The organism is Pseudomonas guariconensis (genome assembly GCF_015680235.1).
Lineage (GTDB): Bacteria > Pseudomonadota > Gammaproteobacteria > Pseudomonadales > Pseudomonadaceae > Aquipseudomonas > Aquipseudomonas guariconensis_A.
Genome location: NZ_JADLJL010000028.1, coordinates 31,451 through 46,850, shown reverse-complemented (window position 1 = coordinate 46,850; position 15,400 = coordinate 31,451). Strand labels below are relative to the sequence as shown.

Sequence of the window (15,400 nt, the reverse complement as noted above, 5' to 3'; positions counted from 1 at the left end):
AGGACGCCCTGATTCTAACGGCGCCAGTCGCCCTTGTCGTGCTGTGGAGAGAAGTGCTTGGACAGAGTGTTCATCGAAGGCCTGGAAGTCGATACCGTTATCGGTGCTTATGACTGGGAGCGGGATATTCGCCAGTGCCTGCGCCTGGACCTGAGTTTCGCCTGGGACAACCGCCCGGCGGCTGCCGGTGACGACCTGGCACTGGCCCTGGACTACGCCAGTGTTTCGGCACGCGTCCAGGCGTTCGCCGAGCAGGCCCGCTTCGAGCTGGTGGAAACGTTCGCCGAGCGCCTGGTCGCGGTGCTGATGGAAGAATTCAACATTCCGTGGGTGCGTCTGAAGCTGACCAAGCCGGGCGCCGTACCGGCGGCCCGTGGCGGTGTTGGCGTGGAGATCGAGCGCGGATGTCTTTGAGCACGGTTTACTTGGGGCTGGGCAGCAACATCGACCGTCAGGCGCACCTGTGCGCCGGGCTCGATGCGCTGGCGGGCTTCCTGCAAGGCATGCGCTGCTCGCCGGTGTTCGAAAGCCAGGCGGTGGGTATCAAGAGCGGGCCGTTCTACAACCTGGTGGTGACCGGGCAGACCGACCTGCCGCTGCTGGAGCTGGATCGCCGGCTCAAGTTCATCGAAGCCGACAACGGCCGCTATGCGCCGGATCGCAAGGGCTTGCCGCTGGACATCGACGTGCTGATGTATGACGACCTGCTGGGTACTTTCGATGGCTTGGTGCTGCCCAGGGCCGAGATTCTCAAAAATGCATTCGTGCTCTGGCCGTTGTCGTTGATCGCGCCGCACCTGGTGCACCCGGGTGTGGGCAAACCCATGGCGCAACTGTGGCAGGAGGCAAGCATCGACCAGGTGCTGGCGCCGGTGCCGTTCGAATGGCGCGGGTTGCAGCTGACCCGGATTTAGTGGTTGCCCGGGCTGGCCCATCGCGGGGCAAGCCCGCTCCCACAGGGGGCGGCGCTAGCCGCTTGTTCTCTGCGCGACAGCGCAGCCCGAAGGGCTGGGTAATCTCCCACAGAGGTCAGCGCTTGCCACTGAAGGGCAGAGTGATCTCCCACAGATATGGACTGCCCCAGGTACAGTGAATAATTTGGGCCTTGTGGGAGCGGGCTTGTCCCGCGATGGTGCGCCGCAGTGCTAGGCGCGGTCCTGGTAGGCCTGGAGCGCTTTCAGGCGCTCATCCTTGAGTGCCTCGCCCAGTGCCTGCCCTGTCAGGCCTTTGTCCACCAGACCTTTCACATTCACGCCTTTGGCCACGGACGCCGCGCCCCGTAGGTAATCGGCCTGTGGATAAGCCTGGTTTTCCCACCGACCGCGCGCATCCATCTCACAGGCTGCGATGAAATCCTCGAAGCGTTGTGGTCGACGGTACACGTCGAATTTCTGCAACAGGTCCAGCAAGGCGACAGCGCTCAAGGTTTGGGCGCGATGGCACAGCGACTGGTTCTCGGCGACCAGCGCCGCCAGTTCCTGGCATTCCCGCGGTGCCTTGAAGCGCTGGTTAAGCGCCTTGACCTGGTTCAGGTCATCCAGCCCATGCAGCAGGCAGGCCCAGCGCACGCTCAATGCCAGCTGCGCCTGGGCCGCGTGCTGCAATGCCGCCAACGGGTCAGCTCCGGGTTTGTTTAGGAGGGCGTCCAGCTCCGGCATCAATTCGTTGAGTGCATTGCAATCGCGCAACACCTGGATGAACACCTGGGGCTGGTCTTCCATCAGCGCGCGCTCGATTTCCTTCCAGCTGCGTTCGGCGGTCAGTGCCTGCAGCTCGCCTGAGGCACTGATTTGGCGCATCAGCTCGAGGGTGGCGTCGGCGACATGAAACCCCAGCGGTGCATAGCGCGCGGCGAAGCGGGCAACACGCAAGACTCGCAGAGGATCTTCTGCGAACGCGGGGGAAACATGGCGAAGTATGCGCTGATCGAGGTCCGCCTTGCCGTTGTAGGGGTCGCATAGGGTGCCATGCTCATCTTCGGCCATGGCATTGATGGTCAGGTCCCGGCGAATCAGGTCTTCTTCGAGGGTGACCTCGGGGCTGGCATGGAAGGTGAAACCGCCATAGCCGCGTCCACTCTTGCGCTCAGTGCGCGCCAGGGCATATTCCTCGCCGGTATGGGGATGAATGAATACGGGAAAGTCAGCCCCGACCGGGCGATAGCCCAAGGCTTGCATCTGTTCGACGGTGGCGCCGACCACCAGCCAGTCGATATCGCTGACCGGGCGCCCGAGCAAGCGGTCGCGCACGGCGCCACCGACTTTGTAGATCTGCATGTGAAAACCTCCATTACTGCCGACAGGATACCCTGTCGGCGGCGATGGAGGGCTGCCTGCTCTACAGGTGATGCACCACGGCCAGGTCCATGCGGCCGTACTCGCCCGCCTCGTTCTGCTCGCCTCGCGGCGGCATGTGGTGGGTTTTCATGACCTGGTCGCCCTGGACGGTTTCCAGGTGGATATCGAAGCCCCACAACCGATGCAGGTGCCGAAGCACTTCCTCGGTAGAGTCGCCCAGCGGTTTGCGGTTGTGTTGCTGGTGGCGCAGGGTCAGGGAGCGGTCGCCGCGGCGGTCGATGCTCCAGATCTGCACGTTGGGTTCGCGGTTGCCCAGGTTGTACTGGGCGGCCAATTGTTCGCGGATGATGCGGTAACCGGCTTCGTCGTGGATCGCCGGTACCAGCAGGTCATCGCGCTGGTCATCGTCCAGGATGCTGAACAGCTTCAGGTCGCGGATTACCTTCGGTGACAGGTACTGCAGGATGAAGCTTTCGTCCTTGAAGCTGCTCATGGCGAACTTGATGGTGGAAAGCCAGTCGCTGCCGGCGATATCGGGGAACCAGCGTCGGTCTTCTTCGGTGGGGTTCTCGCACATGCGGCGGATGTCGGTGTACATGGCGAAGCCCAGGGCATAGGGGTTGATGCCGCTGTAGTAGGGGCTGTCGAAGCCCGGCTGGTACACGACGCTGGTGTGGGATTGCAGGAATTCCATGATGAAGCCGTCGGTCACCAGGCCCTCGTCGTACAGGTCATTCATCAGGGTGTAGTGCCAGAACGTGGCCCAGCCTTCGTTCATCACCTGGGTCTGGCGTTGTGGATAGAAATACTGGGCGATCTTGCGCACGATGCGCACCACTTCCCGTTGCCAGGGTTCGAGCAAGGGGGCGTGCTTTTCGATGAAATACAGGATGTTTTCCTGAGGTTCGGCGGGGAACCGCACATCATCGCGTTCGTTGCCTTTTTCCGAGCCCTTGGGAATGGTACGCCACAGGTCGTTGATTTGGCGCTGCAGATGTTCCTCGCGCTCCTTCTGCCGGCGGCGTTCTTCCTCGGCGGAGATGGGGTAGGGGCGCTTGTAGCGGTCCACGCCGTAGTTCATCAGGGCATGGCAGGAGTCGATGAGGTCCTCGACGGCATCGATGCCGTGGCGCTCTTCGCATTGAGCGATGTACTGCTTGGCGAATACCAGGTAGTCGATGATCGAGCTGGCGTCCGTCCAGGTGCGGAACAGGTAGTTGCCCTTGAAGAAACTGTTATGGCCGTAGCAGGCATGGGCGATCACCAGTGCCTGCATGCACATGGTGTTCTCTTCCATCAGGTAGGCGATGCAGGGGTCGGAGTTGATCACGATTTCGTAGGCCAGGCCCATCTGGCCACGGCTGTAGGACTTCTCCGTGCTGAGGAATTGCTTGCCGTAGGACCAGTGGTGATAGCCCAGCGGCATGCCGACGGATGCATAGGCGTCCATCATCTGCTCGGCAGTGATCACTTCGATCTGGTTGGGGTAGGTATCCAGGGCGTAACGCTCGGCCAGGCGGCTGATTTCGCGGTCATAGGCCTGGATAAGCTCGAACGTCCACTCGGACCCGGTGGAAATGGGCTGGCGTCTCTGCTCTCTGGCGGTCATGTGGCTAACCTGCGCTGGAAGAGTTCACGGAAGACCGGGTAGATATCACCGGCCGATACCAACTGCTGTTGGGCGAAGGTGTCGGGGAAGGCTTCGCCGATGCGCTCGTATTCGTACCACAGCGCCTGATGCTCGCGAGGGGTGATCTCGACGTAAGTGTAGTACTGCACATGGGGCATGATCTGCTTGGAGAGGATTTCACGGCAGATCGGCGAATCGTCGTTCCAGTTGTCGCCATCGGAGGCCTGGGCGGCATAGATGTTCCAGTCACTGGCCGGGTAGCGATCGGCCATGATCTCCTGCATCAGCTTGAGTGCACTGGACACGATGGTGCCGCCGGTCTCGCGGGAATAGAAGAATTCTTCCTCGTCCACTTCTCGGGCGCTGGTGTGGTGGCGGATGAAGACCACCTCGATGCGGTCGTAGTTTCGCTTGAGGAACAGGTACAGCAGGATGAAGAAGCGCTTGGCGATGTCCTTGGTGGCCTGGGTCATCGAGCCCGAGACGTCCATCAAGCAGAACATCACCGCCTTGGAGCTCGGGTTGGGCTGTTTGACCAACAGGTTGTACTTCAGGTCGAAGGTGTCGAGGAAGGGCAGGCGGTTGATACGTGCCTTCAGGCGCTCGATCTCGGCTTCGGTCGCCTGGATATCGGTGAAGTTGTCCGGCTCCTCGACCTTCAGGCGCGCAAGCTCGGCCTGGGCTTCGCGCAACAGGGCGCGGCTGCTGCCGGTCAGGGCTATGCGCCGGGCGTGGGCCGAGCGCAGGGTACGGACGATGTTGATGCGCGACGGGTTGCCTTCGTTGGCGATACCGGCACGCACGGTCTTGAAGGTGTCGGCCCCGGTGAGGTGACGTTTCACCAGGTTGGGCAGCTCCAGGTCCTCGAACATGAACTCGAGGAATTCCTCCTGGGTGATCTGGAACACGAAGTCGTCCATGCCTTCGCCGGAATTGCCGGCCTTGCCACGGCCGCCGCCGCCTCCACCGCCTTGGGGCCGGGGAATGTGCTCGCCGGCGGTGAATTCCTTGTTGCCGGGGTGGATGATGGTCTGCTTGCCGCCGCGACCATGATGCAGCACAGGCTCGTCGATGTCCCGAGACGGGATGCTGATCTGCTCGCCATGCTCCATGTCCATGATGGAGCGGCGGCTCACGGCCTCTTCGACGGCTTTCTTGATGTGCTCACGGTACCGCCGCAAGAAGCGCTGGCGATTGACCGTGCTCTTGTTCTTGCCGTTCAGGCGTCGGTCGATTACGTAGCTCATGGGCCCTCCGGTAGCTGGGTACAGCTGCAAGCTTCAAGCTACGAGCTGCAAGTAAAAGCAGTCGCCGCCGCCGTGAGCCGTGCGGTGCGCCAGGGCACACCGCGTCCGGCTCATGGCTTGCGGCTCGCAGCTTGCCGCTTTTACTGCGATTTCCTGACCCGCAGATACCATTCCGACAGCAGGCGAACCTGTTTGTCGGTGTAGCCACGTTCGACCATCCGGGTGACGAAGTCGTTGTGTTTCTGTTGGTCCTCCTTGCTGGCCTTGGCGTTGAAGCTGATGACCGGCAGCAGGTCTTCGGTGTTGGAGAACATTTTCTTCTCGATCACCACCCGCAACTTTTCATAGCTCAGCCAGCTCGGGTTCTTGCCGTTGTTGTTGGCTCGGGCACGCAGCACGAAGTTGACGATCTCGTTGCGGAAGTCTTTCGGGTTGCTGATGCCGGCCGGTTTCTCGATCTTCTCCAGCTCCTCGTTGAGGGCGATGCGGTTGAGGATCTCGCCGGTTTCCGGGTCGCGGTATTCCTGGTCCTGGATCCAGAAATCGGCGTACAGCACGTAGCGGTCGAAGATGTTCTGGCCGTATTCGCTGTAGGACTCCAGGTAGGCGGTCTGGATTTCCTTGCCGATGAACTCGATGTAGCGCGGCGCCAGGTATTCCTTGAGGTAGCGCAGGTAACGCTCGCGGACCTCGGCGGGGAACTGCTCCTGTTCGATCTGCTGCTCCAGCACATACAGCAGGTGCACCGGGTTGGCCGCGATCTCGTGCGGGTCGAAGTTGAAGACCTTGGACAGGATCTTGAAGGCGAAGCGGGTCGACAGGCCGTTCATGCCCTCGTCAACACCGGCGGCGTCGCGGTATTCCTGGATCGACTTGGCCTTCGGATCGGTGTCCTTGAGGTTCTCGCCGTCATAGACGCGCATCTTCGAATAGATGTTGGAGTTCTCAGGCTCCTTCAAGCGCGACAGAACGGTGAACTGCGCGAGCATCTTGAGGGTGTCCGGCGCGCAATGGGCCTTGGACAGCGAGCTGTTGACCAGCAGCTTGTCGTAGATCTTCACCTCGTCGCTGACGCGCAGGCAGTACGGCACCTTGACGATGTAGATCCGGTCGATGAACGCCTCGTTGTTCTTGTTGTTGCGGAAGGTGTGCCATTCCGATTCGTTGGAGTGGGCCAGCAGGATGCCGGAATAAGGGATCGCCCCCAGGCCTTCGGTACTGTTGTAGTTGCCTTCCTGGGTGGCGGTGAGCAACGGGTGCAGGACCTTGATCGGCGCCTTGAACATCTCGACGAATTCCATCAGGCCCTGGTTGGCCCGGCACAGCGCGCCCGAATAGCTGTAGGCGTCGGCGTCGTTCTGCGGGAATTCCTCGAGCTTGCGGATATCCACCTTGCCCACCAGGGCCGAGATGTCCTGGTTGTTCTCGTCGCCCGGCTCGGTCTTGGCGATGGCGACCTGGTTGAGGATGGACGGGTAGAGCTTGACCACCCGGAACTTGGAGATGTCGCCGCCGAATTCCTGCAGGCGCTTGGTGGCCCAAGGCGACATGATGGTGTTCAGGTAGCGCCGTGGGATGCCGAACTCTTCTTCCAGGATGGCGCCGTCCTCGGCGGCATTGAACAGCCCGAGGGGCGATTCGAACACCGGTGAGCCTTTGATGGCGTAGAAGGGCACCTTCTCCATGAGCTGCTTGAGCTTCTCGGCCAGGGACGATTTACCGCCGCCCACCGGGCCCAGCAGGTACAGGATCTGTTTCTTCTCCTCCAGGCCTTGGGCGGCATGGCGGAAGTAGGACACGATCTGGTCGATGCACTCTTCCATGCCATGGAAGTCGGCAAAGGCCGGATAGCGACGGATCACCTTGTTGGAGAAGATCCGCGACAGCCTGGAGTTCGTTGAGGTGTCGACCAGCTCCGGTTCGCCGATGGCCAGCAACAGGCGTTCGGCCGCCGAAGCGTAGGCGCTGCGATCCTCTTTGCACAGCTCGAGGTACTCCTGCAGCGAGAGTTCTTCCTGGCGGGTTGACTCGAAACGTTGTTGGAAGTGGCTAAAAATGCTCATGACGTCACCTCGCTCGATACGTGGAGCCGACGCCGGATCAGTCAGCATGATGCTGGCATGCAACCGGGCTGGCCGATTGCTGTATACCCCCCAGAACACCCGTAGAAACGCTACCGATGACCCGCACGCCGGTGTACCGGCTCTCCCCTTTTTTGGATGGCCTGGGCTTAAGGATAGTTGGTTATACGAGAGGTCAAGGGCGCGGGGTCGAGAAGATACTCACGACCGTTCGTCAGGTAAGGCCCGAGCCCACATGTGGCGCGGGCTGCGGGAAAATGAAAAAAATTATTCGGCGCTGCCCTGGGCGGTTTCGCCCGGGTAAGTGTTGCGCCACAGCTCGAAGCCGCCATCGAGGCTGTAGACCTGCGAGAAGCCCTGGCCGACCAGGTAGGCGGCCGCGCTCTGGCTGGAGTTGCCGTGGTAGCAGACCACCAGGGTCGGTGCGTCGAGGTCGGCGTTGCGAATGAACTCGGCCACCGAATGGTTATCAAGATGAGTGGCGCCGCTGATATGGCCTGCGGCATACGCTTGGGGATCGCGAATGTCGACGACCACCGCACCTTGCTCACGCAGGGCCTGGGCCTGCTCGGGAGGGATGCGCTTGAATTCGCTCATGGGGGTGGTTTCCTTCGGGGCTGATCGTTGAGTCTAGTCGGTTATGCCGGTTGGCGCAGGGTGCCGTCGTCGGCGCAATCGCAGCGGTGGTACTGGCCGCTGTCGACGTTGTACAGGGTCATGGCGCCGCCCCAGACGCAGCCGGTGTCCAGGCCGATCACATCGGGGACATTGATGCGCCCCTCCAGGGCGGCCCAGTGGCCGAAGATGATCTTCACATGGCGCGAGCGGCGGTCCTTGTGGGCGAACCAAGGCTTGTAGCCCTTCGGTGCGCTGTCCAGGCCCTCCTTGCTCTTGAACTCGAGCTTGCCTTCGGCGGTGCAGAAGCGCATGCGGGTGAAATAGTTGGTGATGACCCGCAGGCGTTCGATGCCGGTCAGGTGCTTGCTCCACTTCTTCGGCTCGTTGCCGTACATGCCGTCCAGGTAGAGCTTCAGGCGGGTGTCGTCGCGCAGTACTTCCTCGACTTCGGCTGCCAGCTCCAGCGCCTTGCCCAGCGTCCATTGCGGAGGGATGCCGGCATGCACCAGCGCCACGCCACGCGTTTCGTCGTAGTGCAGTAGTTTCTGCTGGCGCAGCCAGTCGAAGAGCTGGTCGGCGTCTGGCGCTTCGATGATCTCGCGCAAGGTGTCGCCCTTCTTCAGGCGCTCGACGTTGTGCCAGGCGGCCAGTAGGTGCAGGTCATGGTTGCCCAGCACGCACACCAGCGCGTTGCGGATGGAATAAAGGAAGCGCAGGGTTTCCAGCGACTCCGGGCCGCGATTGACCAGGTCACCCACCAGCCACAGGCGGTCCACGGCCGGGTCGAAATGCACGCGGTCGAGCAGGCACTTGAGCGGCTGCAGGCAGCCCTGCAGGTCGCCGACGGCGTACACCGCCATCAGTGCAGCGCTCCGGGCACGGCCAGGCGGAATGGCGCGATGGTGGCGTCGAAGTGCTGGCCGTCTCCGGCCAGCATCTGATAACTGCCCTGCATGGTGCCGACGCGGGTGGTGAGCACGGCGCCGCTGCTGTAGGTATGGCTGTCGCCTGGCTCGATGAGCGGCTGTTGGCCGACAACGCCGGCACCGCGCACTTCTTCCACTTCGCCGTCACCGTTGGTGATCAGCCAGTGGCGCGAAACCAGCCGGGCCTTGAGCGTGCCGTTGTTCTGCACCGTGATGGTGTAGGCGAAGGCGAAGCGGCTGTTGTCGGGGTCAGATTGTTCTTTGAGGTAGCGGGTCACGACGCTGACGTCGATCTGATAGCGGGGGTCGGACATGCAAGGGCCTTGGAGGAGCGGACGCAAATACTGCAATGGTTGCAGTCTAGGCCATTGGCGGGGGGATAGGCCAGTTGTACAGGGCTTCGAGTCGTTTGCAGACTGTACCGACCCTATCGCCGGCAAGCCGGCTCCCACAGATTCCTCGTCTTTTCGAGGGCGGCGGTAGACCTGGGAGATCATCCCGCCCTTTGGGAGCGGGCTTGCCCCGCGATCTAGGGCGATACCAGGCCCAGCCTGATCGCGGGCCCCGCCCGCTCCCACAAAGCCCGCAAAATCAAATCGTTATGCGTTCCATGGGAGCGGGCTTGCCCCGCGATTGGGCCGCTCAGGCGTACTCAGCTGGCGCTGGGCTGTTCGGCCAGCTGGTCGGCCAGGCGCACGAAGGCGGCGAGGTCCAGCTGTTCGGGGCGCAGGCTGCCGTCGACGCCGGCGGCTTCGATGGCCTGGCTGTCGAGCAGGCCCTTGAGGGTGTTGCGCAGGGTCTTGCGGCGCTGGTTGAAGGCTTCGCGAACGATGCGTTCGAGCAGGCGTGGATCCTTGGCCGGGTGCGGCAGGGTCTCGTGGGGTACCAGGCGTACGATGGCCGAGTCCACCTTGGGCGGTGGGTTGAAGGCGCCCGGGCCTACGTTGAACAGGTGCTCGACCCGGCAGTGGTACTGCACCATGATCGACAGCCGGCCCCAATCGCCACCACCCGGGCCTGCGGCCAGGCGCTCGACCACTTCCTTCTGCAGCATGAAATGCATGTCGCGGATCAGGTCGGCATGGTTCAGCAGGTGGAAGATCAGCGGGGTAGAGATGTTGTAGGGCAGGTTGCCGACCACCTTGAGGCTGCGTGCCGGCACGCCCAACTGGTTGAAGTCGAACTTCAGGGCGTCGCCTTGGTGCAGGCGGAAATTGTCGCGGCCGGCGAACTTGTGCTGGAGGATCGGCACCAGGTCCTTGTCCAGCTCGACGACGTCCAGCTGTGCGCCGCTGCCCAGCAGGCCCTCGGTGAGGGCCCCCTGGCCCGGGCCGATTTCCAGCAGGTGCTCGCCGGGCTTGGCGTTGATCGCCCGCAGGATGCGGTCGATGATGCCGGCGTCGTGCAGGAAGTTCTGGCCGAAGCGCTTGCGCGCCCGGTGTTGGTATTGCTCGTTCATGGTCGGTTCTCGGCCATCTGGTAGGCGGTTTGCAGGGCCACGCGCAGGCTGCCGGTGTCGACCTTGCCGGTGCCGGCCAGGTCGAGGGCGGTGCCGTGATCGACCGACGTGCGGATGATCGGCAGGCCCAAGGTCACGTTGACGGCGGCGCCGAAGCCTTTGTACTTGAGTACGGGCAGGCCTTGGTCGTGGTACATCGCCAGCACTGCATCGCAGTGCTCCAGATACTTGGGGGTAAACAGGGTATCGGCCGGCAGCGGGCCGCGCAGGTCCATGCCTTGGGCGCGCAGGCGTTGCAGTGCTGGCTCGATGATGTCGATTTCTTCGCGGCCCAGGTGGCCGCCTTCGCCGGCATGCGGGTTGAGGCCGCAGACGAGGATGCGGGGCTGGGCTATGCCGAACTTGCCCTGCAGGTCAGCGTGCAGGATGCGCGTGACCCGCTCCAGGCGTTCGGCGGTAATGGCGTCGGCAATGTCTCGCAGGGGCAGGTGAGTGGTCACCAGCGCCACGCGCAGGCCGTGGGTGGCCAGCATCATCACCACTTGGCTGGTGTGGGTCAGGTCGGCCAAGAATTCGGTATGGCCGGAGAAGGCGATGCCGCTCTCATTGATCACGCCCTTGTGCACAGGGGCGGTGATCATGCCGGCGAAATGCCCGTCCAGGCAGCCTTGGCCGGCCCGGGTCAGGGTTTCCAGGACGAAGGCGGCATTGGCCTTGTTCAGTTGCCCGGGCACCACCGGCGTCGCCAGTGGCGTATCCCACACGTACAGGCTGCCGGCGGGGGCCGGCTGGTCGGGCCAGGCATCGGCGCTGACCGGCAGCAGGCTGACAGCCAGCCCCAGCTGCGTGGCCCGCTCGGCGAGCAGGTCACGGCTGGTAATGGCGATCAGGGGGTAAGGCTGGGCCTCGGCGGCCAGCAGCAGGCACAGGTCAGGGCCTATGCCGGCCGGCTCGCCGGGCGTGACGGCGAAGCGCAGGGGCTTCACTGGGCGGCCTGGTCGGCGCCAGGCAGCTTGATTTCAACGTAGGCTTCGTCGCGGATCTGGCGCAGCCAGGTCTGCAGCTCTTCGTCGTACTTGCGGTTGCGCAGCACGGTCAGCGCTTGCTGTTCGCGTGCTTTCTCGGTGCTGTCGGTGGCGCGGCGGCCCAGCACTTCCAGCACGTGCCAGCCGTACTGGGTCTTGAACGGCTTGGTCACCACGCCCTGCTGGGCATTGGCCATCTGCTCGCGGAACTCCGGCACCAGGCTGTTCGGGTCGACCCAGTTGAGGTCGCCGCCATTGAGCGCGGAACCTGGGTCTTCCGAGAAGCTCTTGGCCAGCTCGGCGAAGTCTTCACCGTTCTGGATGCGGTCGTACAGGCGCTCGGCCAGTTGCTCGGTCGCAGCTTCGCTGCGGATCTCGCTTGGCTTGATCAGGATGTGGCGTACGTGCACTTCGTCACGCAGCACGTTCTCGCCACCACCGCGCTTCTCCTCGAGCTTGAGGATGATGAAGCCGTTGGGGATGCGGATCGGCTGGGTGATGTCGCCCACCGACATGCTGCTGAGCATCTTGGCGAAGTCAGGCGGCAGCTGGCCGGCCTTGCGCCAGCCCATCTCGCCGCCTTCCAGGGCGTTTTCGCTAGCGGAGCGGGCGATGGCCATCTGGCCGAAGTCGGCGCCCTGGCGAAGCTGCTGGTAGACATCGCCGACCTGGCGTGCAGCGGCCTGAATGGCATCGGAGCTGGCGCCTTCCGGGGTCGGGATGAGGATGTTGGCCAGGCGGTATTCCTCCGACATCTGCATCTTGCCCAGGTCGGAGTTGAGGAAGTTCTTCACTTCCTGCTCGGACACCTGGATACGCTCGGCCACGCGGCGCTGGCGCACGCGGCTGATGATCATCTCGCGCTTGACCTGCTCGCGAGCGTCGTCGAACGAAAGACCGTCATGGGCCAGGGCGGCGCGGAACTGGTCCAGGGACATGCCGTTGCGCTGGGCAATGGTGCCGATGGCCTGGTTGAGTTCCTCGTCGGTTATGCGAATGCCGGAGCGTTCGCCGATCTGCAGCTGCAGGTTCTCGACGATCAGGCGCTCCAGCACCTGCTGTTCCAGGGCGCCGGCCGGCGGCACGCCGCCGCCGCGCTTGGCGATGGTCTGCTGCACTTCGCGCACGCGCTGGTCCAGCTGGCTCTGCATGACCACGTCGTTGTCGACGATGGCCACGATGTGGTCCAGGGGAACAGCGGCATGCACTGCGCTGCTCAGCAATACGGCGCCCAGCATCAGCGGGCGCAGGCGATCAATAAGCTTGGTCTTCACGTGTACGGTAACCTTGAATGCCTTCGTCGAGGAACGACTCGACCTTGTTGCCCACAACGCCGCCGAGGCCTTTGAGCACGATTTGCAGGAAGACGCCGTGGTCGCCTTTCTCGTTTTGCGGAACGGCCTGGCTGAAGTCGTCGTAGTCGAGCCAGTAGCGGTTGATCAGGCGCAGCTTCCAGCAGCAGTTGTCGTACTCGAAACCGCCCATGGCTTCCAGGGTGCGGTTGCGGTTGTAGTCATGCTGCCAGCGGGCGATCACGCTCCACTGAGGGACGATTGGCCAGATGACCGAGAAGTCGTGCTGCTCGATCTTGTAGTAGTCCTTCACGTAGTTCGGATCACCTGGTTTGCCATAATCGCCACCATATTCCCAGCGGCCAGTCAGGGAGTTGTAACGTACTAGGTCGTTGCGATAGCGGTAACCCAAGTTGACGATTTTGTTCGGATTGTCTTCTGGCTGGTAGTGGAACATAGCGCTGCCGGAGCGAGGGCTGCGGCTGTCAGGGTCCCAGTTGTAATCGGCATTCAGGCGCCAGTCACGGTTGAAGGCGTATTGATACTCTAGTGCATATGGCGACACGTCCGATTGGGCGCTGTCGCGAGTACGCCAGTCTACGCCTGGCATTTGCACTTTACGGTCCTTGAAGTAAACCGCTTGGCCAATGCTAAAACGTTGACGCTCGAAGCCGTTTTCTTCGATCCAACGGTTGGTCACGCCGAGCGAAAGCTTGTTCTCGTCGCCGATACGGTCGGAACCGCTGAAACGGTTGTCACGGAACAGCGAGGAGTAATTGAAATAGGACTCGCCGGTGTCAAAGACTGGAATGTCTTTCTGATCTTTATACGGTACGTAGAGATAGTACAGGCGGGGTTCAAGGGTTTGGCGGTAGCTCTTGCCGAACCATTGCGTATTGCGATCGAAATACAAGCCGCTATCAACGCTGAAGACAGGGATGCTGCGGCTCTGAGTGCTAGAGAAGTCGCCCTGAAGCTCACGGGTTGCAGCACTGGCATTGGCGAGATCGTTCTTGCCCTCACTATCTAGATCAAGATCGTAATGGGTATAGACGTACTTCAGCGTCGGCTTGAGGAACCCGTAGCTGGCTTCCATTGGCAAGCTGATGGCTGGCGCAACGTTCAGGCGAGTACCGTTGGCACGGGCCAGGCCGAAGATGTTCTGGTCAAGCCGGCGTCCATCAAGACCTGCGGTGGTGTCCAGATTGCCGTCTTCGTCGAATACAGGGCCAGTCTTCAGGTCGCGATCGAAGCGAACCGCTTCGGTCTTGTAGCTGAAGTCAAAACCGCCTGGGTGATACGGCAGCATACCGTCGAAGGTGATCTGCGGCAGCTTGTCGTATGGCGTAATGCGCGAGATGGTCGCCATTTCATAGGCATGCAGGTTCAAGCGCGCACGGTAGCTGTCACCCCGATAGGTGAGTGCACCCTGCTGGTCGACCACATCCTTGCTCTCGACCCCAATCTGCCCTGTCTCCAGATCCTGGAAATAGAACGGATCGCTGATATCGGTGTAGTCCACCTCAGTCATCAAGCGCGAATCCAGCCCGCCCTTGTGCTGCCAGTTGTACATCCAGCGCTTTTCTTTGTAGTCGGTCTGCTCTTTACGATCGTCGTTCTTGTCGTTCAGGTACGCAGCACCGAACTGGCCTTCGCTGGACTTGGTCAGGTAGCGGAATTCGCCTTCCATCAACAAGCCGCGCTTGGCCATGTAGCGCGGATACAAGGTGGCGTCGTAGTTCGGCGCCAGGTTGAAGTAGTACGGCGTAACCAGCATGAAGCCGGTGTCGCTGCTGGTGCTGAACGACGGCGGCAGGAAGCCGGACTGGCGACGGTCGTCGATCGGGAAGTAGATGTACGGTGTATAGAACACCGGGAAATCCTTGACCCGCAGGGTGACGTTGGTCGCGGTGCCGAAGCCGGTGGCCGGGTTCAGGGTGATGTTGTTGCCCTTGAGCTGCCACGCGTTGCTGCCCGGCTCACAGGTGGTGTAGGTACCGTCCTTGAGGCGGATGATAGCGTTTTCACCACGCTTGGCGTACAGCGCATTGCCGCGGATGTGCGACTGGTGCATCACGTATTCGGCGTTGTCGACCTTGGCCTCGCCGGTGTCCAGCTGGATCTCGGCCTGGTCGCCGACGACCAGCGAACCCTTGTCGCGCAGCTTGACGTTGCCCTTGAGCTCGCCGCGGTTCTCGGCCTGGTACAGGTTGGCTTCGTCGGCCTCGACCTGCATGCTGCCCTGGCGCATGACCACGTCACCGGCGAGGGTGGCGATCTGCTGTTCCTGCTGGTAGCGGGAAACCTTGGCGTTCAGGTAGGTCGGCGACTCGTCCTGGGGCGTGGTGTCGTCCATGCCTGGGCGCGACGGCTCGATGTACGCGCCACCGCAGTACGGGCCGGTCTCGGCTAGTTGGGCAGCGGTGAGCTTGTCACGCGGGACCCAGTCCAGGTGGCTGTAGTCTTCGCTGCGCGATTTCAGGCCACGGCCCTTGCTCTCGGTGACCAGCACCGGCTTGGCTTCGCCGTCGGCATCGGTTTCGGCCACCTGGCCGTCACCGCCGGAGCTCAGCGCAGCACCTTCATGCACCGGGCGTGGTGGCAGGTTGCTGACAGTGGTTTTGGGCTTGCAGTCCCAGCCACCGGAGGCGGACACTTGGCAGTCGAACTGCTCGGCAGCCACCACGTATGACGTGGCCAGAGGTTGCAGGGCCAGCAGACCGCCAGTCACCAGCAACGGAAACTTTCTACGAAACGCGGGGGATTTCAATGCCATCTTATTAGTCCGGGCTTCCTGCGTGCCATCTGCCCGCGTGTGGGGCCGC

Annotated in this window: 13 protein-coding genes; 2 read left to right on the top strand and 11 right to left on the bottom strand. The window is 62.3% G+C overall.

The features are described from left to right. Positions 1-57: 57 nt before the first annotated feature. Positions 58-414, top strand: coding sequence for a dihydroneopterin aldolase (gene folB, locus IRZ56_RS17750; RefSeq protein WP_084856197.1), 357 nt, complete (start codon positions 58-60; stop codon positions 412-414). Then, on the top strand, positions 405-914 hold the full coding sequence (gene folK, locus IRZ56_RS17745) for a 2-amino-4-hydroxy-6-hydroxymethyldihydropteridine diphosphokinase (protein ID WP_196146130.1): 510 nt from the start codon (positions 405-407) through the stop codon (positions 912-914). Before folB ends, folK begins: the two co-directional genes overlap by 10 nt. A 231-nt stretch (positions 915-1,145) precedes the next feature. Here folK and IRZ56_RS17740 read toward each other — a convergent pair whose 3' ends face one another. The 11 genes from IRZ56_RS17740 to IRZ56_RS17690 all read right to left on the bottom strand — a co-directional run bounded on the left by IRZ56_RS17740 (position 1,146) and on the right by IRZ56_RS17690 (position 15,351). Further along, positions 1,146-2,276, bottom strand: coding sequence for a multifunctional CCA addition/repair protein (locus IRZ56_RS17740; RefSeq protein ID WP_196146129.1), 1,131 nt, complete (start codon positions 2,274-2,276; stop codon positions 1,146-1,148). 61 nt (positions 2,277-2,337) lie between these two features. After that, positions 2,338-3,906, bottom strand: coding sequence for a SpoVR family protein (locus IRZ56_RS17735; protein WP_196146128.1), 1,569 nt, complete (start codon positions 3,904-3,906; stop codon positions 2,338-2,340). Next, the gene (locus IRZ56_RS17730; RefSeq protein ID WP_084856188.1) at positions 3,903-5,174 is read right to left on the bottom strand and encodes a YeaH/YhbH family protein; all 1,272 of its coding nucleotides are present in this window, start codon (positions 5,172-5,174) and stop codon (positions 3,903-3,905) included. The genes IRZ56_RS17735 and IRZ56_RS17730 overlap by 4 nt, the downstream gene beginning before the upstream one ends. 140 nt (positions 5,175-5,314) lie before the next feature. Then, positions 5,315-7,237 (bottom strand): PrkA family serine protein kinase, encoded by a 1,923-nt coding sequence (locus IRZ56_RS17725; protein ID WP_084856186.1) that lies wholly within the window; start codon positions 7,235-7,237, stop codon positions 5,315-5,317. 285 nt (positions 7,238-7,522) lie between these two features. Next, the gene (gene glpE / locus IRZ56_RS17720; RefSeq protein WP_196146127.1) at positions 7,523-7,852 is read right to left on the bottom strand and encodes a thiosulfate sulfurtransferase GlpE; all 330 of its coding nucleotides are present in this window, start codon (positions 7,850-7,852) and stop codon (positions 7,523-7,525) included. A 41-nt stretch (positions 7,853-7,893) separates the two neighbouring features. Continuing rightward, complete coding sequence (locus IRZ56_RS17715; protein ID WP_196146126.1) at positions 7,894-8,733, bottom strand: symmetrical bis(5'-nucleosyl)-tetraphosphatase; 840 nt, start codon at positions 8,731-8,733, stop codon at positions 7,894-7,896. After that, on the bottom strand, positions 8,733-9,113 hold the full coding sequence (apaG, locus tag IRZ56_RS17710) for a Co2+/Mg2+ efflux protein ApaG (RefSeq protein ID WP_084856180.1): 381 nt from the start codon (positions 9,111-9,113) through the stop codon (positions 8,733-8,735). The genes IRZ56_RS17715 and apaG overlap by 1 nt, the downstream gene beginning before the upstream one ends. A gap of 338 nt (positions 9,114-9,451) precedes the next feature. After that, the gene (gene rsmA, locus IRZ56_RS17705) at positions 9,452-10,258 is read right to left on the bottom strand and encodes a 16S rRNA (adenine(1518)-N(6)/adenine(1519)-N(6))-dimethyltransferase RsmA (protein WP_196146125.1); all 807 of its coding nucleotides are present in this window, start codon (positions 10,256-10,258) and stop codon (positions 9,452-9,454) included. Then, positions 10,255-11,244 carry a 4-hydroxythreonine-4-phosphate dehydrogenase PdxA gene (gene pdxA, locus IRZ56_RS17700; RefSeq protein WP_196146124.1) on the bottom strand — a complete coding sequence of 330 codons (990 nt, stop codon included), beginning with the start codon at positions 11,242-11,244 and terminating at the stop codon, positions 10,255-10,257. Before pdxA ends, rsmA begins: the two co-directional genes overlap by 4 nt. Beyond that, a complete protein-coding gene (locus IRZ56_RS17695; protein ID WP_196146123.1) occupies positions 11,241-12,557 on the bottom strand; it encodes a peptidylprolyl isomerase in 1,317 nt (438 codons plus the stop codon). Before IRZ56_RS17695 ends, pdxA begins: the two co-directional genes overlap by 4 nt. Next, the gene (locus tag IRZ56_RS17690) at positions 12,538-15,351 is read right to left on the bottom strand and encodes an LPS-assembly protein LptD (protein WP_196146122.1); all 2,814 of its coding nucleotides are present in this window, start codon (positions 15,349-15,351) and stop codon (positions 12,538-12,540) included. Before IRZ56_RS17690 ends, IRZ56_RS17695 begins: the two co-directional genes overlap by 20 nt. Between the last annotated feature and the right edge of the window lie 49 nt (positions 15,352-15,400).